This is a genomic window from Rhizobium sp. WYCCWR10014 (assembly GCF_001657485.1).
In the GTDB taxonomy this organism is placed as follows: domain Bacteria; phylum Pseudomonadota; class Alphaproteobacteria; order Rhizobiales; family Rhizobiaceae; genus Rhizobium.
In genome coordinates this window covers 36,452-55,239 of sequence record NZ_LXFU01000044.1, presented here as the reverse complement: position 1 = coordinate 55,239, position 18,788 = coordinate 36,452, and the positions used below count along the sequence as shown (strand labels likewise).

The window sequence follows — 18,788 nt, the reverse complement described above, 5'->3', positions numbered from 1 at the left end:
TGTCGCGCTTGGGCTTCGCTTGCCCTAAGGCTTTATATGTTCTGTTCCCCGTTTTCATCGAAGATCTTTTGCCTTCTGTGATTGGCAGCAGACCAAACAAAAGACGAACCCGCAATTGAAAAAAAGTTCAGAAGGCTGTTACATCATGTAATGAACAATTTGCGCCGCTCTTTGCCATCGATGAATGGGTTGTTTACGTTCGAGGCTGCTGCACGCTGCGGAAATTTTTCCAAGGCAGCAGACGAACTCAATGTGACGCCCGCTGCCGTCAGCCGCATGATCGCACGACTGGAGGAGCATCTCGATACGGTGCTGTTTGTTCGGCAGTCTGGGGGCGTAGGCTTGACGGAATCCGGCAGGCTGTTGTTCGACGCGATTGCCCGTGGCTTTTCGGGAATCGAAAATGCCCTGCGAGAGATTGACGACCGGCGCATCGGGATCCAGACAGTCTCCCTCTCGGTTTCAACCGGCTTTACCACGCACTGGATGATGCCGCGCATGCCGGATTTCAAGAAGCAGTTTCCGACAGTGGATTTGCGCTTCCAATTGGTGATGGGTGCGCTGGCGGGGCCGGTCAACGATGTCGATCTTGGCATGCGCTTCGTGAATGGTTCGGACGAGCGGCACGAGGCTGCTTTTATCATGCCGGAAATCCTCATCCCGATCTGCAGCCCGTCCTATCGGGAAAGTCATGGACAGGATGGCGGCGAAGTCAAGCGAACCCCCGACACCACGATCAATCTCAGCGACGCCCAGCCGAACTGGTCCACCCTCTTTTCTCCGGCAAACGAGGGCGATGCGGTCAATTCGATGATCTTTTCCGACTATGCCATTGTGGTGCAGGCAGCGCTTCTGGGGCAGGGTGTGGCACTCGGCTGGCTGAACGTGGTTGCACATTGGCTGCGAACCCAGACACTCGTGCCGGCGCGCGAGCATCTGATGACAACAGGCCGCCAATGCCATCTCGTCCGTCTTCGGGACAAGCCGGCGCGCGACATCGTCATGCAGGTTCGTGACTGGATGATCGCAGAGCTCAATGACGACATTGTTGCCGTGGACAGGCTCTATCCGGATCTCGGCCTCATGCCGGAGAGTTGGTCTAAGATTTGACTGCGGGTGACGCTTAGAAGGAAAGCAGAGATGCGCTGACCTCCTGAAATCTGATGATTAAAGAACTGCGTCGTTATGCGCTACGGCAAAATCGACAGGCACACGGGTTGAAGGTTCGTTTCCTTTCAAGGCGTGCATCGCTGGTTTTCGCAGCGGCTGAAACAGTGCCGAACGAAGGCTCTGATCCTCGTTGAGCCGTGACATCACTCTCGCCTTGCCTGAAAGCTGTGATCGGCTGACCAAGGCATGCCGGTAAGTGGAACGAGCGCACAATTGCGGTAAGATGTTTCGTTTCCGGTTCTTGAGGTCCAATGTCTGAAGTCGATTGGTTAAGCCATCTCCTGCAAATCGTCACGGTAACCGGTCAGCTCGAGGTGCGCTGTGCCTATGGCGCGCCGTGGCGTCTGACGTGGAGCCGGGCGGCGGCGAACGAAATTCCCTACCACGTCATCGTCAAGGGCCGGGCCATCTTCGAGGATCCGGAGACGCGAACGGCGAGGGAGCTGGTGAGCGGGGATATCGTGTTGCTTCCTCACGGTGCGGCGCACGTGCTTCACGACGGTAGCGGAAAAACGCCAATCCCCACCCAGCAGCGCAAGGGCTCTGCCGGATGGATGTTGAGCGAGAACGACAGTCAGGGCGAGCAACTCGATTTGTTGTGTGGGCGATTTTTCATTTCACCGCCCCACGATCGGCTGATCCGCAATTACCTGCCTACGAACCTTGTGGCGCGAACGGGAAACGACGTCGGAAAAGACGGTATCGGATCTGCTACCGATCAACTGGCCAGTTTGGTGGGGCTGATGCGAATGGAGTCCGCCGGCGATCGCGCGGGAGGACGCGCCGTTCTCAACGCGCTTTCTTCGGCCCTCTTCACGCTGGTGCTGCGAGCGGCGAGCGAATCCGACAAAGCCCCCGAAGGCTTGTTGGCCCTGGCCGGCCACCCGCGATTGGCTCCGGCAATTGCCGCCATGCTCGCCGATCCCGCCCAGCCATGGAAACTGCCTGATCTGGCGGACCTGTGTGGCATGTCTCGCGCTACGTTCATGCGGCACTTTCAAGACAGGCTGGGTTGCTCCGCCCTCGATTTGTTGACCGATCTCCGTATGAGCCTGGCAGCCAACGAGTTGAAGAAGCCGACGATCAGCACCGAGGCTGTGGCCGAAACGGTCGGTTATCAATCCGTTTCCGCATTCCGCCGTGTGTTTACCGAGAGAATGGGGATGACGCCCGGGGAATGGCGCAGGCAAGCGCATACTGGCCGTGCGGGCGCTGACTAGGAGTGCTCCATAGGATTGATCCTTTCGCACATTATATTGAGGTAATCCAGTCTCGATATTCTCACTGACGGCCGTAAATTGGGCTCCGTAATCACTTGATGAAGGAGCCACCCAATGAACTACATCAGCAACGCAGCCAACGAACTGACGCCGACGAACGCCGTCATCGAAACCATCCTGAGCCGTAGTGCTGCCAAGTACTATGACCGCGCCGCCACACTGAGCGACGATGAGATCCGCGACCTGGTGCGGATCGGCACCTCCGCACCGACATCGTTCCACCTGCAGAACTGGCGGTTTATCGCCGTCCGTACGCCTGACGCCAAGGCACTGCTCCATCCGATCGCCTGGAAGCAGCCCGCGATCCTCGACGCCGCCGTTACTTTCATCATCGTCGGCCAGTTGGCCGATGCCAGCACGGTCCCCGCGCGCCTGGCACCGGTCGTGGAAGCCGGCATCATGCCGGCCCATCTGGTGCCGGAATGGGAAATCCCCGCCCGCGGCCTGTATGACGACCAGCCGCAGCGTCAGCGCGACGAGGCGGTGCGCTCCGCTACCTTTGGCACCGCCGCAATCATCTATGCCGCCCGCTCCTTCGGCCTGGGTTCGACACCGATGATAGGCTTCGACGCAGAGGCCGTGCATCGCGAATTCGGCCTGGCCGAAGACGAAATCCCGGTGATGCTGCTGACCGTCGGGCCGGAGCGGGCCGGCAACTGGCCGCAGAAGCCGCGCATGCCGGTGGCCGAGGTCCTGTCCTTCGCCTGATTACCAATCCAATCAAGAAATGGGAGATTACAATGTCCAGAACCGTTGTTCTGACGCCGGAACAGGTGCCGGCTGAATCGAAACAGACGCTCGACACGTTCACCAGGAACATCGGGTTCACGCCCAACATGATGGCGGCTTTCGCGCAGAGCCCCATTGCGTTCAACGCCTGGGCCACCCTGCTCGGCTCCCTGAGCAAGGCGCTCGACGTAAAGACACGCGACAGCATCGGCCTTGCCGTCTCGGAGGTGAACGGGTGTAATTACTGCTTGACTGTTCACAGCTTCACCGCTGAACATATGGCTAAACTGCTGGCCGATGACATCATTCTCGCGCGCAAGGGTCATGCTACCGACCCGAAGCGGGACGCCGCCGTCCAGTTTGCACGCAAGGTCGTCGAGACCCGCGGGCAAGTCAGCGACGCTGACCTGAAAGAGGTCCAGGATGTCGGCTACACCGACGCCAACATCATCGAGATCATCGCACTGGTGGCGATGTATTCGCTGACGAACTTCTTCAACAACGTCTTCGATCCCGAAAAGGACTTCCCTTTCGTCACTCCGGCTGGCTCGATCTGAGCCTTCGACTGCGCAACCTTTTGAAGCTTTGGGATCATTGACATGAATATTCTCCATATCGATAGCAGCCCGAGGCAGGGATCGCACAGCCGTCAGCTTTCGGCGGCGATCATCGAAAAGCTTCTTGAGGTTGCGCCCGGCGCGAGCATCATTCGACGTGACCTGGGGGCTGAACCCCTGCCGCAAACCGAAGCCCTCTACGCCGTCGCGTTGGCGTCGCCGGCGACGTTGGCCGCCCCGCCGATGGGTTCTCTCGATCTTTCCGAAGCGCTTATTCGGGAAGTCGAAGCGGCCGACGTGATTGTCATCGGAACGCCGATGCACAATTTGACGATACCCTCGGTCCTCAAGGCGTGGATCGATCAGATCCTGCGTGTCGGCCGCACAATTAAGTCGACGCCATCAGGGAAGGTGGGAATGCTCCGGGACCGACCGGTCTATATCGGCGTGGCTTCCGGCGGCTTCTTCACCGGTGAGCGCGCCAACCAGCCGGATTTTCTCACACCCTATATGTCGCTGGCACTCAGCTCCATTGGACTGAAAACGCAACAATTTCTTCCGCTTCAAGGGACCGCCTTCCTGGATCGGAGCCAGGCGCCATTAGCGAGGGACAAAGCCCTCGCCGCTCTCGACCTGACCGCCGCTGAGCATTTTCGAGAATTCCACGATCGTCCTGCGGTGCTTACGAGCGCTGGCAGACCGTTTCGCGATCCCCTTAGCTCAGGAGAGCGTCGCCAACAGCATTCTGACCGCGCGCCGCAGGTTCTTGGCACGCCCGCACCTTAACCTCCGGCCGCCGCCGGACCGTGAACATGAGGTCTCGTTATGATTTTACCTACCAATACGTTTCCCCAAATCGGCGACAGGATCACCGGCAAATCAGCACCGCCTGATGACAGCGCCGTCCGCGAATGGATCGGAGCAGACACGTTCGGCCATTGGACCGAACTGCGGACCTGGATTGACGAATTCTATCCGGGAGTTTTCGCACTGGACTGGCTCTACGGCGGCAAGAACCGCGGTTGGTCTTTGCGCTATAAGAAAACGAAGGCGTTCACCACCCTGGTGCCGGAATACCGGCGGTTTTCGGCTGTCGTGGTGATGGGCGGAGCCGAGCGAGAGAAGTTCGAGGAGCGGCGTTATGTCTGGCGCCCGCAACTGGTCAAGCTTTGCGATGAAGCCAAAACATACATCGACGGAAAATGGCTGACGCTTGCCATCTCGTCGGCAGACGATCTGCATGATGTGACGGAACTTTTGGCGATGAAGCGCCCGCCACCGCCGCGCAGTTGAAGGCGTCAAGCCGATCACATGTCGCGCGAGAGATCGAAAAACCCTCCACGCCTGCAATTTCCAACCAACAAATATCTGAGGAGACAATTCCCATGAAAGCGATCGTAGTGACCGACCAGGCTGCGGGAACAGCCGGAATGAAGCTGGTGGAACGACCCAGGCCACAGGCAGCGATCAACGAAGTCCTCGTTGAGGTCCATGCAGCGGGCTTCGTCAACACCGAACTGGATTGGCCTTCGACCTGGACCGATCGAACCTTTCGTGACCGGACGCCATCGATCCTCGGCCATGAGCTGGCCGGTGTGATCACCGCGCTGGGCTATGGCACCACGGGGTTGTCGATCGGTCAGCGGGTGTTCGGCCTGACTGACTGGTATCGCGACGGCACACTCGCTGAGTACGTCGCTGTGGAGGCCCGCAATCTCGCGCCGCTGCCCGGCAGCGTCGAGTTCACGGTGGGCGCAAGCCTGCCGATATCTGGCCTGACTGCATGGCAGGGACTGTTTCAGAATGGCCGCCTTCAAGCGGGGCAGAGCGTGCTCGCACACGGCGCGGCTGGCGCCGTCGGCGCGATCGTGACGCAGCTTGCCCGGGAAGCAGGCGCCTATGTCATCGGTACCGGACGCGCCGCTGACCGCCAGAAGGCGCTCGACTTTGGTGCAAATGAATTCGTCGATCTCGGAAACGACATCTTGGAGGACGTCGTCGGCGTCGATCTGGTATTCGACGTTATCGGCGGCGACATACAGAAACGATCCGCAGCGCTGATCCGGGCCGGTGGAACGCTTGTGACAGCCGTCGGACCGACGGATATTCGGCCTTTGGAGGGCCTGACGGCTGACTTCGTCGTCGAGGCCGATCGTGCCCAGCTATCCGAGATCGTTCAGCGGGTCCGGGACGGAAGACTGCGGACGAACGTCGGCAAGGTTTCAAGCCTGGACGATGCGGTCGCCACCTTCAATTCGACCGAGCGGCGCGCTGGAAAGACGGTCATTCGCGTTCTCCCGTGAGGACGCCACGCGCACTCCTTGGAGGGTTCCCCCGCAATCGCTGCGAAATATGCCCACCCGGACCGCCCGGTGATCGGCATGGTCGGCGATGGTGCCATGCAGATGAACAACATGGCCGAACTGATCTCGGTTGCCAAATACTGGCGAGACTGGGCCGACCACCGCTTCATCATCTGCGTCTTCAACAATGAAGACCTCAACCAGGTGACCTGGGAGCAGCGGGTGATGGAGGGCGATCCGAAGTTCGAGGCCTCGCAAAGCATTCCCACCTGCCTTACCACCGGTTTGCCGAGCTCATCGGTCTCAAGGGTCTGTTTGTCGATCGCCCCAAAGATCTGGGGCCCGCCTGGGACGAGGCGCTTGCGTCGGATCGCCCTGTTCTCCTTGAGGTCAAACCGACCCGGAAGTGCCGTCGATGCCGCCGCATCTGACGTTTGCGCAGGTGAAGAAACTCACAACCACGCTGATGAAGGGTGATCCAAATCAGGAAGGTGTCATCCGCGGCACGGTGCGGCAGGTGTTGAGCTCAGTCCTGCCAGGCAAGCACGAATAATCGCGCAATACGGCGAAAAGGGTTGGAAAGGTGAGTGCAGTAGCGGCCGTCCTCAAGCCAAGGTCAGAATTGGGAGTGCGTTCGGTGTCGGGCGCTAGACCCCCAGGTTCGTCCAATAGCTGGTAGCAAACGCTATTCGGCGGCTTGGCGGAGCGCAGACCGCTCCGCAGGTCTGACCTGATGTGGTGGACGGCCTCCGCTCCCGGCATCGCAATGTGCCAAAGTGTGGCAGTCGAAAGTCACATGAGGGAGAGCCGACCATGGAGCAGGTTAGCACAATCGGATTGGATATCGCTAAGCACGTCTTTCAGGGGCATGGCGTAGACGCGGTGGGCGCGGTAGTGGTCCGCCGAAAGCTGCGACGTGACGATGTCGCAGCTTTCTTCAAGGCTTTGCCGCCGTGCCTAATCGGAATTGAGGCGTGTGCGACCGTGCACCACTGGGCCCGGGTCCTCTTAGCGCCGGGTCATGAGGTTCGGCTGATGCCGGCGTCTTACGTCAAGCCATACGTGAAGCGGAAAAAAATGATCTGTCATGAACCTTGATCGCACATCGAATTCCACATTCCGTTAAGATGCCGCCGGGCGTGTGGCGTAGAAGGCCTTCGCATCCGCCGTGAAGGCAGCCCGCTGATCGGCTTTCGTATAGAACATATGCCCGCCGCGATAAAGTTTTAGCCCGACGCGGCCGCCGGCAAGCGAGGGCGGCAGGTGGTCGACGACGTAGCGGCTGACACTATAAGGCGTCACCAGATCGCTGTAGCCATGCGCAATCAGCAGGCGGAAGGCCGGGTTCGCGGCGAGCAGTTGCCTGACGTCGTCGGTAGCGCTGGCCTGGAAGGGCGATCCGCCGCCCCATTCCCAGCGCCAGTTGATATCGGTGGCGAGCATGGAATAGGTCATCTCGGTCTTGAAGCCGAGCTCGTTGCGGGCGTAATCGGTAAAGGCGCCGCCATAGGCGCATGTGAAGCCGTTCCAGGGATCGTCGCCGGGCCTATCCGATTCCGGATAGGGATCGGGTGCTGCAAAGGAGGCGTCGTAAGAACTCATCACCTCGCCGCTGCCTCCATCTGAATGTTTGACGAAGGAACTGCCGAGGAAGCCGCGGTTGCGGGTGACGATATCCTCTGGAATGCCCGTCAGGCGAGCGATCCTGCCATAGAAGGCGGCGGCCTCGGCGCCCGTCGGCGGCGGCCCGGCGAGCGTCGTCAGATAGTCTCCGAGCGCGAAGGTCTCGGCTACCTTCTGCTTCTCTTCGTCAAAGGCCTTGTGCCGGTCGAGTTCGGCGGCGGCTAGCGACGGCAGCTCTAGTGCTGCGCCGAGCGGGAACTGATCGGCATTGAACGTCAGTTGACCCTCGAGAAAGGGGGAAAGCATCACTACGCGGGCGACGATGATGCCCTGGCTTTGCTGCAGCGCTGAAGCGACCTTGGCCGCGCGGAAGCCGCCATAACTTTCGCCGAGAAGATATTTCGGCGAGTTGGAACGGTTGTTGTGCGCGACATAGAGCGCGATCGCCTTCGCGATGCTCTGGGCGTCGGCACTGACGTTGTAATAATTGGAGGCGTCGTCGGCCTTTGCCGTCCGGCTCCAGCCGGTGCCGATCGGATCGATCAGCACGAGATCGGTGAAATCGAGCCAGCTTTGCGGGTTGTCGACGAGTTTCGCATTGGCGCCGTCGCGTCCGTCCGGCCCGAAATCGAGTACCTTCGGCCCGACCAGCCCGAGATGCAGGAAGGCGGAAGCAGCACCCGGCCCGCCGTTGAAGGCAAAGGTCAGAGGCCGGTTCGGCCCGCCATCCCTTGCGACATAGGCGGTGTAGAAGATCGCGCCGGTCTGCGCGCCGTCCGGGCCGAAGAGATCCAGCGTGCCGGCGGTCGCGGTATAGGCAATCTTCCGGCCACCGATTGTCGACACGTGTTCGGTGACGGAATCGGCCGGCAGAAGCTTCAGCACGCCGTCGCGTGCGCCGCTCTGGACATTCGCCCTCGGTGGATCGCTTTCCTTTGCATGGTACAGGGCAGGTGCCACAAAGCGATCGGAGTCAGTCATGATGGTGTTCCTTTGAGAGTGCAAATGAGTCGAAGGTCTGGGTCCCTAAGAAAGGCATTCGGGCGGGAGTTGCGCAGCTGCAGGAGCCTCAACAAGTGGCAGGAATGGGAGGCGGGGCCGACTGCGCCCACCCCTCGCACACCGTTTACCGGCCGCACCCATCCTCCATAAGAACACGTCCCAATAGTGCTTTGAGAGGTCAAGGGCGGAGTGTACGATGCAAGTGCCATATCGTTTCCCCAGCCCTACTCTTCGGACTCGCCCGCGCGAACAATGACTTTCGACTCAGCTTTGAACGCGTCAACGAGCCGGCCTCGGGTCGCCTCATCGATAATCGGTTCCTTCCCTTGCGCGGATGCATTGGTGAGATCGACGACCGCCTTCTCGATGCCGGTGTAAAACCGCTCGTTTTCGATCGCCATGCGCAACTGAAGCGAATAGTCTGTGGAAACGAAGTCGCGCATGAGGTCCTGCGTCCATGTTGCCCGGAGGAGACCGGGATCGCCTTGCCGGACGATCTCCAGCTCTTCTGGCGTGAAGGTAAATGTTTCGCCGGCCTGAATATTTCGAAACCAGAGCATCTTGTTCTCGTCGCTAGCCTGCCCGTTCACCAAAGCCGGCGTGATGAATTGCTTGATGTTTGTTTGAGGGTGAACCTGTGCCGTCCCATGACAGGACAGGCAGGATGATACGGGATTGTCCACGACCCCGTTCACACGGCCATGCCATCCGAAAACCGTCCGCTTAGAAAGATCGAAGATCTTGCCCTGCTTGACCAGATCTATGACTTTCGGGTTCGAATATTGCTGAACGAATGTTGCGGGATCAGTTTTACCTGGATCATTTCCCCACATGACTCCCACCGGGAGGAGCTTGGACTTCCAGTCGCTCGGCACGGTTGTGTCTCCATTGTAATAGAGAAATGTGCCGTAAACCCATCCAGTCGCATGGTCGAAATTCTTATCGCGAACGCCGAAATCGATCTGGATGAGCCGCAAGGTTTTCGTGACCCGCGAACTCGTGTCACTCGCGCTCGGATATATGTTCGCATGCCATTCCGGCGATCCCAGCAGATAAGGAACCTGATCCGTGCCCGCCTCTGTAAATAGAAATTTTATGATGAAGCTGCCGTTATCGAAAGCCAGATTGGTCAGATCAGCAGATTTTGGGTTCTTCCAGGTTTTGCCAAGAAGCACACCTCCTGTTTCATTGAACGATCCAACGGCCCAGGTCTGGACCACCTGCGTCTGCTGTTTGTGAAGGAAACCGACTGGTGCTTGACGCTCCTGAGTCATTCCGCAAATCGGCTCTCGCCCAGACCCAATAACTCCCTGCTGTAGATCAGCCTGCGTGTTTCCGAACGAGAAGGTCAGCCACGGAACATGATACCAGTTTAGGGAAGGCTCGGGACAGCCGTGGCGGATATCCTTCGGGAAGGCAGTGAGGCCATAGTTCAAAACCGCTTGGAAATACCGATCGCGCTCACTCGGCTTGCTTGGACTAAGTGTTAGCCAGGGTTGCCCCGTCATATCGGCGGCATGGTCCGGAAAATCGTAATTGGCAGAAAAAAGGTCGCCGTTCCAGTCATTCGGCTTTTTAAGCAGCGAGCTTTCGAAGCCCGGGTAACCCGAACCCGCAATTTGTGCTTCAGCAGTGCCAAAGGTCCCGATCGACAGAAGAACAAGCGCCGCCCCGAATCTGCAAGGCGTGGATGCTAAATCGTGCCGGGTAGGCTTACGTCTGCACTCGCAAACGGCTCCCCACCTGGCGAAATCCGACTTGCCGTACCTCCGCTTGTTACTCTTAAGTGGCTCAACGAAGAACGTATTCTTTTGACGCACAGCAGCCATTACTACATCCTTTTCGTGTTCGAACCGACCGAGGTGATGCCGCGACATCGGACGCGGCTGGTTCCGTCGCAGCCCAAGAACAATTTTCAAGCGTCGTGCCAATTGAGTTGATTGATAGGGCAGAACGGAAACTGGTGCTCCCGCAAACACTTAGGGGGATGAAATACCGGACCGAAGAATCCTGAGTCATGTCACGAAGCCGACAAAATTGACGACAATGTCGCACATATGTCGTGAGGCTCTCGGAGAGCCACGGTAACTCTGCGCAAGCACGTCTCCGTCGAATGAGCCGCACTTGACGCAAATGCTGGCAATTGGAAAGCAGCGTTGTGACCTACCGAGCACATGCAGACAGACATGTCGCAAATCTCACAAGCCCGTCGCACTGTGGATCCCTAGCGAGCCGACCAGCTCGAAATTCTATTCATCGCGCAATTGGCTTGGCACGACGAGTGCTAGGACCCACCGAGACAATGAAACTGAGAGGATTCGGCCATGCCGCAACTGCTGACCATCAACGTGAAAATTACGAAACCCCAAACGCAAAACTTCCAATATAGAGATCGATCCCCATTGAACGGAACCATCGAACTCTTCCGCTCCTCCGCCGCGGCCTTGGAATCGGAGCGCGTCGGTATCAACGTATAATATGAAATGTGATAACATGTCATAAGTTTGCTGAACGCGAAATAATTGATGGCCAAAGTGTAGGTCAGAATACCCCCATAGATTGCCCCGTGCATCGCAACGGCGATGAAAGGAACCCTAAAATCGGTTCATCAACCAAACTCAACCCTAGTTGTTACTTGTTTAAACGGCTCGTTATGGGGTTACATATGTCGCTAGTTAAAAGAAAAATCTTCTCCGTAGGCTTCTTGACCTTAATGGCATGCGGCGCGTCGGCGGCCGATCACGCCGACCACAGCGATCCGAGTGTCTCTTCTTACGAAGCACCGAGAACCTTCTCGTGGGCCGGGGCTTATGCCGGTCTTCACGGAGGTGTCGCGTCTCCAAAGTTCAACCCTTTCAATAGTGATGACGCCCCAGCGGTGGGCGCTCAGGTAGGTTGCAATCTCCGGGCCGGATGGGGCGTTGTCTGCGCAGAACTGGAAGGCTCTTATACGACCAACGAAGTGCCGGTGCCCGACGGCAAGGTGGAAACCCGCTTCCGCGGTGTTCACGTTACCGAAAGCGAGCTTATTGTTCCCAATCGAATCAACGGTGCTGGATCGCCAGCCTTGCCGGGCTACATGGATGCACAGGATGATAAACTTGAACCCAGATCATCGATTGCCGCGCCTCTTCCTGCAAACGCCCAGGTTTGGAGCTCGAGCTCTCCATTCGAAGAATTTTCCTACGGCGGTTATTCTTGGAATAATGATGTATGGGGAACCGGCGCCGGGCCTCAGACGATTTCGGTTCATGCAGGCAAACAGTGGAGCGTTTGGTCGAAACAGCCTAATACAAATGGCATCAAGAGCTATCCCCACCAGGCTTTAAATATTGGAAAGCCGCTCAGTTCAATTAATACTCTGACTTCGAGCTTCAATCAGGATGTTCCGGCTGGCGGGGCCTGGGACACCGCCTACGACATCTGGGACAGCTCACACCAGAATGAGATAATGCTCTGGACAAACTACACTGCAAGTCCAGAGGGAAGCGGCAATGTCAAGCCCATCTCATATCGTTACGACCGCTCGGGCGCAGCGATCCCGCTCTACCGCAATGTCAATGTGGGCGGGGCGACTTGGAACGTGTTCACGGGCTCTAATGGTCACAACGTGATCTCACTGCTGTGCACATCCAAAAGCGATAGCGGAACGGTGGACATCAAGAGCATCCTAGAGTGGCTCAAGTCGAAGGGCTACTTTGGCGACATGCACGTCGGCAGCGTTCAATATGGCGTCGAGATTACCTCGTCCCCCGAGGGGATGAACTTCAATTTTAATAATTGGTCGGTGAGTTCGACTTGATACAGGCGTTGGTCCATCGATCCCAACCAGGAGGGATTAAGTTCTTTGAGGATGATGGGCGATGTCACGTTGTTTCTTGGACGCCTGAACATGGTGCATTTGCAGGATGAGGCGTGATCCTCTACCCTGCAAAATGGGCATGGTGTAGCTTATCCACAAACAACGTGACATCGCCAGGTAGGCATCGATCTCGCCCGCCGCACGGTCGCCAAATAGCGAGGGGCCATGAACATCTCGTCCTCCCCCCCAGCAGCGCCGCGAGAAACGGGCTCGCCAAGTGGCAACTTCGTGAAGACACGCTAAGAACGCGTTTGACCTGCCACTGAGAATTTCCTCCAGAATGGATTAGAGTCCGGCCTATTACGGGACGGACGAATGAAGAAGCAGAGATTTACGGAAGAGCAGATTATCGGTGTGCTGAAGGAGCAGGAGGCTGGCGCGAAGGCGGCCGACCTCTGCCGCAAGCACGGGATTTCAGAAGCGACGTTTTATAACTGGAAAGCCAAATATGGCGGCATGGAAGTCTCCGAGGCGAAGCGGCTGAAGGCGCTTGAGGACGAGAATACCAGGCTGAAGAAGCTGTTGGCCGAACAGATGCTTGATGCAGCCGCGCTCCGCGAGCTTCTTGCAAAAAAATGGTAGGGCCTGCCGCCAAGCGTGAAGCCGTCACGCATCTGAAGGCCGTCATGGGTCTTTCGGAACGGCGGGCCTGCCAGATCGTATCCGCCGACCGCAAGACGATCCGTTATCGGTCCAATCGACCGCCGGAGGTCGATCTGCGAGCGAAGCTGCGTGACCTCGCTAATGAGCGACGGCGTTTCGGCTACCGGCGGCTATTCATCCTGCTTCGGCGAGACGGAGAGCCGTCCGGGGTCAATCGCATATACCGTCTTTATCGCGAGGAAGGGCTTTCCGTTCGCAAGCGAAAGGCCCGTCGGCGTGCTGTCGGCACGCGTGCGCCGATCCTGGTCGAAGCGAAGGCCAATGCCCGCTGGTCGCTGGATTTCGTCCACGACCAGTTTGCCGGCGGTAGACGCTTCCGGGTGCTAATGTTGTCGATGATGTGACGCGCGAATGCCTGGCGGCAATCCCCGACACGTCGATCTCCGGTCGCCGTGTTGCTCGGGAACTGACGACGCTGATCGAACGACGCGGCAAGCCTGACATGATTGTCTCCGACAACGGCACCGAATTCACCTCGAATGCCATTCTTGCCTGGTCGAAGGATCACAAGGTCGAGTGGCACTACATCGCGCCGGGAAAGCCAATGCAGAACGGCTATGTCGAGAGTTTCAACGGTCGCCTGCGCGACGAGTTGCTCAACGAGAGCCTCTTCTTCGGCCTCGATCATGCCCGCAGCGCCATCGCTGAATGGGCTGAGGATTATAACCATTTCCGGCCGCACTCATCGCTCGGATATCAGACCCCGGCAGACTATGCCGGGACCATCGCCGCAACCGGCTCCAACGCTGCGCAAGATGAAAGCTTCGCGTTTCCGCCGGTTGCTCACACCGCGCCATTTGGCGTATTCAAAGCCGCCGAGGCTCTAACCGCCGCTGGATGTAAGTTCAGTGGCAGGTCACGTTGGCAACGAACCCGGGGCATCATATTGAACCTTGGTTCCGGAGACGCCACCGATCGTCCGGCATGCGTGAAATACGCAAGATTGCACCGCGCGATCGAAATTCGTCCGAGCACAGACGCCGATGCTGGTCGATCTAAAGGCGGGCGCGGCCGAAACTGGTCGGGAATCGATCTCAAGATCGACCTGGATGGTTCGTATCCATCCGGCGAAGGCCGCAGGACTTATGATTTTGGCTCGCCTGCCATGATGCGTTCGATCCTTTCCGGATCACATTGCTCGTCTATGAGGAACTGCCGAACACCTCCGTCCCAGGTGCGGACATCGGCGAGGAATTCCTTCAAGCTCTCGATGCCGCGTTCGGTGAAGGTGGTGATGCCTTCCTCGGTTCCGTCATAAGCATGGATCATCTCGCCATAGTCGATGTTGTCTGAGTTGCTGGCGATTTCCTGGATGAATTCGAGGTTCTCGCCTATCAGCGAGGCGACATAGTCGATCGTGTAGACATGGGTCGGGCGCGCCATCAGGCCGTCATCTGCCGGGCGCTTCCGGCGGACCAGTTTCAGGGGAGTAGTTCCGGCAACCTGGATACAGAAAATGTTTGGCAGCCGGGCGAGCACGTCCGCCAACCAGGATTGCGGATCGATATCGTTCATCTTGGCCGTGACGATCAGGGAATACATAAAGGCGGCGCGCTCGCCCCCACGCTGGGAACCGGCGAATAACCATGCCTTTCTTCCGAGAGCAATGCCGCGCAGGGCGCGTTCGGCGGCATTGTTCGTGAGACACAGCCTGCCGTCGTCGAGGAACCGGGTGAAGGTTTCCCAGCGACCCTCCTTCTCGAACATGTAGTTGATCGCCTTGGCGACGGGATTGTGCTTCGACATCTGCGCACGCTGGGCCATGAGCCAGTCGTGCAGTTCCTCGACGAGTGGACGAGCATGTTGCTGCCTCGCTGCGAGCCGCTCCTCGGCAGGCATTCTGTTTTTGCCGCGCTCGATGTCGAAGAGCGCGTCGATGCGGGCCACAGCCTCCAGCGCGACGGGTGATATCTCGTGGGCGGGTTTGCCCTTGCGAACGTTGCCGGCGATGTCGGCCAGTTCGAAGAATTTGCGCCGCGCATGGCTCCAGCAGAGCGCGCTGATCACCGGCGCGGGGCTGCGGTCGGCACGATAGAGGTCGTTGTAGCCGCCGTAGGCATCGCCCTGCAGAGTGCCATACCACCCGGCGAGATGCTTATTGGGATGGGTCTTCTCGCGATCGGGTGAGAAGTGGAAGAGGGCTGCGGGAGGCGCGCCGCCCGCGAAGGGGCGGTCGTCGCGAACGTAGGTCCATAACCTTGCCTGCTTCGTTGCTTCCCTCGCCAGAAGCGGCACGGTGGTATCGTCGCCATGCAGCCGCTCGGCGGCCAGAACATGGGCGCGGATCAGGTCATGGATCGGTTGCAGCGCCGTCGCGCAAGACGCGACCTGGTCAGCCAACGTGAAGAGGCTGAGATCGACACCCTCCGTGGCGTAGCACTCAGCCTGGCGGTTCAATGGCTGATGCTGGCCGAACTTCTCGAACAGGATCGTGGCGAGCAGGTTCGGTCCCGCCCATCCACGTGGGGTCGCATGGAAAGGTGCCGGTGGTTGGCTGATCTTCTCGCAATCCCGACAGGTATACTTCTCCCGCACCGTCTGGATCACCTTCCACTGGCGCGGGATCACCTCCAGCGTCTCGGTGACGTCCTCGCCCATCTTCACGATCCGCGCTGAGCCACAGCAGGTGCAAGTCGAAGGAGCTTCAATGATTAGGCCCTCGCGCGGCAGGTGCTCGGGAAACGGCTTGCGGGCCGGACGACGGCGTTCGAAGGCCGAGACTTGCGCGATCTTTGCTGCCACGCGTTCTGCCGCGATCTCATCCTCTGTGGCGTCTGCCTCGAGTTCTTCGAGCTGCAATTCCATCTGGTCGATCAGCCGGGCGCGGCGTTCCGAGCTTTGGCCGTACTGCTCCCGCCGCATCTTGGCGATCTCGAGCTTGAGGTGCCTGATCATAGCCTCGGAGGTTGTCACGACGGCGCGCACCTGTGCGAGATCGGCCTCGGCGGAGGCGGCACGCGCCTCCGATGCCGCAAGCGCGGCGCGCAGTCTTCCTATCTCCGAAGCAGCATCATCCATGGCCGAAAGCTACCATGGAACATGCCAAAAGCCCAACAAAAACAGAGGAATGTACCTATCAACCCGCCTTGGAAGGCCTTTGCGTCCAGCGCGGATTGCGCCAGTCGATCCCTTCCAGGAGATAGCCGAGCTGCGCCGCCGACACCGGCACGGCAGAGCCATTCTGGCTTGACTGGCCAGATGAACTTTCCAGCTTCCAGCCGCTTCAGGTAAAGCGACATGCCAACGCCGTCATGCCAGAGCACCTTGATCAGGTCACCCTTGCGGCCGCGGAAGCAGAAAACCTCGCCGCTATGAGGATCGCGGCCAAGGCCTTCCTGCACCTTCAGCGCCAGGCTGTTCATGCCGCAACGCATGTCCGTCACGCCGCCCGCGATCCACTCCTTCACCCCGCCCGGAAACGCGATCATGACACGTCCAGGATCGACAACAGACGGGCAAGGAGGTCGGATCAAGCGAGGCCGGAATCGTCAGCCGCCGGCCATTCGGCAGGCCAATCTCGATCATCTTTTCGCCGCCCGACTGGAGCGGAGCCATCATCTCAGAAGATGCCGCAGTCGGTGGCGAAATCGAAAGCGGCACAAAGCTTGTTGATGCGGAACCGCTCAGAAGCCCGCTTCGGTATTCCCGACGCCAACGGGTCAACAGTGATCGCGACAATCCATAACGCCGTGCCGTCACTGAGCCCTGCCGAAAACCTTGCAGGCTTTCCTCGGCGATCCGAACCTTCTCTGCGTCCGACCAGTCCCGCCGGTGACCAAGATCATCGGAGGACAACACCTCAATGGGGGAAATAATTGTAACGCATGACATAAGCCATGGACTTAAAGCCAATCAGCAAGTCAGCACAGACGGCCTTCGGCGGAGGGATACGATGGTTCGAAGAAGGTTGCTACCTCCGACACGGCAGCACCCGACACGCCGGCGGTGAGATGTAGGTTTTCTCGACAAAGCGCTATGCATCCATTGCATAGCTGCGCTGCAGCAAAGTCTATCATGTGCGACGGGAATGGGTACCCTGGTTTTCATCGAAGCGATCCATCTCGTGCGCAGAGCTTCGAATTCAGATGGCCCACCTCCTCCCACGGACGTCTGTCGGATCGACGGCACTCCTCAGTTGCTGTTCGATTCTTTTCGTTTTTCACGACAAAAGGGTGGGCGGCCTAGGAGTTCCCGGTGACGCAGGCTAGGCGTCAACATGCTCGATACGCTCGGCTTGATGCTCCGGGCGATGTCACGTTGTTTGATCAAGGTCGGAACAGGGCGCTTGTCTGAGACGTCAGGCGGTTGCGCCGGTCACGGCTTTCCACTGCGCCATTGCGCGGATCCGATGGATGTGGATGGCGAGGGCTGAGTATTTCTGGTGCGCAGGACGAAGAGATTTCGGAGTGCCGAAAAGATGGATATGAACCGTTGCAAGCCGCGAGGATCGAAATCCCTGCATTATCCGCTCCGTTTTCGAAGCGGCAGGTGAGAATTCTCGGCCCGATTGTTCAGGCACTTGCGCGATCGATGTTCAATGGCGGGCATCACCTCACGTCTTGCAGCACCATATGAGCGCAATTCGTCGGTGACGATCCGCTCGGCGTCAGGCTTCGCTTCTCTTCAGTAGTCTGACCAGCAATCGCCTGGGGGCTTGGGTATCGCGGTGGGCTTGAACGATCTCGTCGAGAACGTAATCGTCCTGGTCAACGGCACGCCAGAGCCAATGTTCGCGGCCGCCTATGGAAATCACCACCCCGTCCAGATGCCAGATATTCTTTCGCAAGGGCCTCTTTCTGCACAACTGCCTGGCATAAGCCGTTCCAAATTGCGACCCCATCTCCGGATCATACCGCGCTCCAGCAGCACCTCCTCGACCATCCTTAGGCTCAAAGGGAATCGAAAATACAGCCAGACCGCACGGGCGATGATCTGCGGTGGAAAGCGGTGGCTCTTGTAGCTTACGGTCGGACTGTTCACCCAATCCGTTATTCCACAATCGTTAAGCCCCACACAACGTGACATCGCCCTTCGGTGAGTTCGGTGAGGGTGCGCGCCGCGCCGGTATCGTCGGCGTGATCTCGCCCTTCAATTTCCCGCTCGTGCTTTCGTTCCGCTCGATTGCCGCAGCGCTAGCATTCGGCAATGCCGTGGTCCACAAGCCCGATCCGCGCACGCCGATTTCGGGCGGCATCATCATCGCCCGCATCTTCGAGGAAGCCGGCCTGCCCACGGGCGTGCTGCAGATGGCGCCCGGTGGAGCTGACACCGGCGAGGCGATGTGCACCGATGCCCGATGATCTCCTTCACCGGATCTGCCAGGGCCAGCTCGAAGGTCGCCGAGATTGCCGGCAACCACTTCAAGAAGATTCAGCTAGAGCTTGGCGGCAAGAACTCGCTTATCGTGCTCGACGACGCCGATCTCGACATCGCTGCTTCCGATTCGGCCTGGGGCGCCTTTCTACATCAGGGCCAGATTTGCATGGCGACGGGCCTAATCCTCGCCGATGAAAAGATCGCCGAAGTCTTGACAGCCAAACTGGTTATGAAGGCGTCACACCTGCACGTCGGTGATCCCTCCACCAATCGGGTCGCGCTT

General features: G+C 58.7%; 14 protein-coding genes and 6 pseudogenes. 14 read left to right on the top strand and 6 right to left on the bottom strand.

Annotated features, from left to right (window positions below; translation table 11 throughout):
• Positions 1-150: 150 nt before the first annotated feature.
• The 9 genes and pseudogenes from A6U98_RS23855 to A6U98_RS23815 form a co-directional block, all read left to right on the top strand.
• A complete protein-coding gene (locus A6U98_RS23855; RefSeq protein ID WP_003562137.1) occupies positions 151-1,110 on the top strand; it encodes a LysR family transcriptional regulator in 960 nt (319 codons plus the stop codon).
• 311 nt (positions 1,111-1,421) lie between these two features.
• Positions 1,422-2,390 carry an AraC family transcriptional regulator gene (locus tag A6U98_RS23850; RefSeq protein WP_064653346.1) on the top strand — a complete coding sequence of 323 codons (969 nt, stop codon included), beginning with the start codon at positions 1,422-1,424 and terminating at the stop codon, positions 2,388-2,390.
• Positions 2,391-2,504: 114 nt separating this feature from the next.
• Complete coding sequence (locus tag A6U98_RS23845) at positions 2,505-3,158, top strand: nitroreductase family protein (protein WP_064653344.1); 654 nt, start codon at positions 2,505-2,507, stop codon at positions 3,156-3,158.
• 32 nt (positions 3,159-3,190) lie between these two features.
• Positions 3,191-3,736, top strand: a complete 546-nt coding sequence (locus tag A6U98_RS23840) for a peroxidase-related enzyme (RefSeq protein ID WP_064653342.1) — start codon at positions 3,191-3,193, stop codon at positions 3,734-3,736.
• Between the two features lie 42 nt (positions 3,737-3,778).
• On the top strand, positions 3,779-4,522 hold the full coding sequence (locus tag A6U98_RS23835; RefSeq protein WP_064653341.1) for an NAD(P)H-dependent oxidoreductase: 744 nt from the start codon (positions 3,779-3,781) through the stop codon (positions 4,520-4,522).
• Between the two features lie 39 nt (positions 4,523-4,561).
• Entirely contained in the window at positions 4,562-5,029 is a 468-nt protein-coding gene (locus A6U98_RS23830; protein WP_064653339.1) for a DUF3788 domain-containing protein, read from the top strand.
• Between the two features lie 92 nt (positions 5,030-5,121).
• Positions 5,122-6,039, top strand: a complete 918-nt coding sequence (locus A6U98_RS23825) for an NADP-dependent oxidoreductase (RefSeq protein ID WP_064653337.1) — start codon at positions 5,122-5,124, stop codon at positions 6,037-6,039.
• Between the two features lie 33 nt (positions 6,040-6,072).
• Positions 6,073-6,592: pseudogene (locus A6U98_RS23820) on the top strand (thiamine pyrophosphate-dependent enzyme); the annotation flags it as partial.
• Between the two features lie 260 nt (positions 6,593-6,852).
• Positions 6,853-7,116 (top strand): annotated as a pseudogene (locus tag A6U98_RS23815) (IS110 family transposase); the annotation flags it as partial.
• A 45-nt stretch (positions 7,117-7,161) separates the two neighbouring features.
• Here the strand turns inward: A6U98_RS23815 and A6U98_RS23810 are convergent.
• Positions 7,162-8,643, bottom strand: coding sequence for a carboxypeptidase (locus tag A6U98_RS23810; protein ID WP_064653330.1), 1,482 nt, complete (start codon positions 8,641-8,643; stop codon positions 7,162-7,164).
• A gap of 245 nt (positions 8,644-8,888) precedes the next feature.
• Positions 8,889-10,493: a hypothetical protein gene (locus tag A6U98_RS23805; RefSeq protein ID WP_130671790.1), complete on the bottom strand. Its 1,605-nt coding sequence runs from the start codon at positions 10,491-10,493 to the stop codon at positions 8,889-8,891.
• A gap of 495 nt (positions 10,494-10,988) precedes the next feature.
• On the opposite strand from A6U98_RS23805, the gene A6U98_RS36910 reads away from it, so the two are divergent.
• From A6U98_RS36910 to A6U98_RS37290, 4 genes and pseudogenes are all read left to right on the top strand, one after another.
• On the top strand, positions 10,989-11,141 hold the full coding sequence (locus A6U98_RS36910) for a hypothetical protein (protein ID WP_156667886.1): 153 nt from the start codon (positions 10,989-10,991) through the stop codon (positions 11,139-11,141).
• Between the two features lie 89 nt (positions 11,142-11,230).
• On the top strand, positions 11,231-12,466 hold the full coding sequence (locus A6U98_RS37810; RefSeq protein ID WP_245304565.1) for a hypothetical protein: 1,236 nt from the start codon (positions 11,231-11,233) through the stop codon (positions 12,464-12,466).
• A gap of 375 nt (positions 12,467-12,841) precedes the next feature.
• Positions 12,842-13,907: pseudogene (locus A6U98_RS23785) on the top strand (IS3 family transposase); the annotation flags it as partial.
• Positions 13,908-14,279: 372 nt separating this feature from the next.
• Positions 14,280-14,378, top strand: a pseudogene (locus tag A6U98_RS37290) (IS5/IS1182 family transposase); the annotation flags it as partial.
• 232 nt (positions 14,379-14,610) lie between these two features.
• Here A6U98_RS37290 and A6U98_RS23780 read toward each other — a convergent pair.
• From A6U98_RS23780 to A6U98_RS23770, 4 genes and pseudogenes are all read right to left on the bottom strand, one after another.
• A protein-coding gene (locus A6U98_RS23780) for an IS66 family transposase (RefSeq protein ID WP_115156651.1) occupies positions 14,611-16,207 on the bottom strand; the annotation gives its coding sequence in 2 pieces (ribosomal slippage) (positions 14,611-14,643 and positions 14,645-16,207; 1,596 coding nt in all).
• Complete coding sequence (gene tnpB / locus A6U98_RS23775) at positions 16,183-16,551, bottom strand: IS66 family insertion sequence element accessory protein TnpB (protein WP_197496434.1); 369 nt, start codon at positions 16,549-16,551, stop codon at positions 16,183-16,185. Before tnpB ends, A6U98_RS23780 begins: the two co-directional genes overlap by 25 nt.
• Entirely contained in the window at positions 16,499-17,020 is a 522-nt protein-coding gene (locus tag A6U98_RS36240; protein WP_130685522.1) for a transposase, read from the bottom strand. Before A6U98_RS36240 ends, tnpB begins: the two co-directional genes overlap by 53 nt.
• A 466-nt stretch (positions 17,021-17,486) precedes the next feature.
• Positions 17,487-18,214, bottom strand: a pseudogene (locus A6U98_RS23770) (IS6 family transposase).
• Here A6U98_RS23770 and A6U98_RS36230 point away from each other — a divergent pair.
• Positions 18,208-18,738, top strand: a pseudogene (locus tag A6U98_RS36230) (aldehyde dehydrogenase family protein). The pseudogenes A6U98_RS23770 and A6U98_RS36230 sit on opposite strands and share 7 nt — an antisense overlap.
• The last annotated feature ends 50 nt before the right edge of the window (positions 18,739-18,788 follow it).

Excerpts from the sequence above, each read along its gene's own strand:
- A6U98_RS23855 (WP_003562137.1), top strand. The coding sequence starts at position 151 with ATGAACAATTTGCGCCGCTCTTTGCCATCGATGAATGGGTTGTTTACG.
- A6U98_RS23850 (WP_064653346.1), top strand. The coding sequence starts at position 1,422 with ATGTCTGAAGTCGATTGGTTAAGCCATCTCCTGCAAATCGTCACGGTA.
- A6U98_RS23845 (WP_064653344.1), top strand. The coding sequence starts at position 2,505 with ATGAACTACATCAGCAACGCAGCCAACGAACTGACGCCGACGAACGCC.
- A6U98_RS23840 (WP_064653342.1), top strand. The coding sequence starts at position 3,191 with ATGTCCAGAACCGTTGTTCTGACGCCGGAACAGGTGCCGGCTGAATCG.
- A6U98_RS23835 (WP_064653341.1), top strand. The coding sequence starts at position 3,779 with ATGAATATTCTCCATATCGATAGCAGCCCGAGGCAGGGATCGCACAGC.
- A6U98_RS23830 (WP_064653339.1), top strand. The coding sequence starts at position 4,562 with ATGATTTTACCTACCAATACGTTTCCCCAAATCGGCGACAGGATCACC.
- A6U98_RS23825 (WP_064653337.1), top strand. The coding sequence starts at position 5,122 with ATGAAAGCGATCGTAGTGACCGACCAGGCTGCGGGAACAGCCGGAATG.
- A6U98_RS23810 (WP_064653330.1), bottom strand. The coding sequence starts at position 8,643 with ATGACTGACTCCGATCGCTTTGTGGCACCTGCCCTGTACCATGCAAAG.
- A6U98_RS23805 (WP_130671790.1), bottom strand. The coding sequence starts at position 10,493 with ATGGCTGCTGTGCGTCAAAAGAATACGTTCTTCGTTGAGCCACTTAAG.
- A6U98_RS36910 (WP_156667886.1), top strand. The coding sequence starts at position 10,989 with ATGCCGCAACTGCTGACCATCAACGTGAAAATTACGAAACCCCAAACG.
- tnpB (WP_197496434.1), bottom strand. The coding sequence starts at position 16,551 with ATGAACAGCCTGGCGCTGAAGGTGCAGGAAGGCCTTGGCCGCGATCCT.
- A6U98_RS36240 (WP_130685522.1), bottom strand. The coding sequence starts at position 17,020 with ATGTCATGCGTTACAATTATTTCCCCCATTGAGGTGTTGTCCTCCGAT.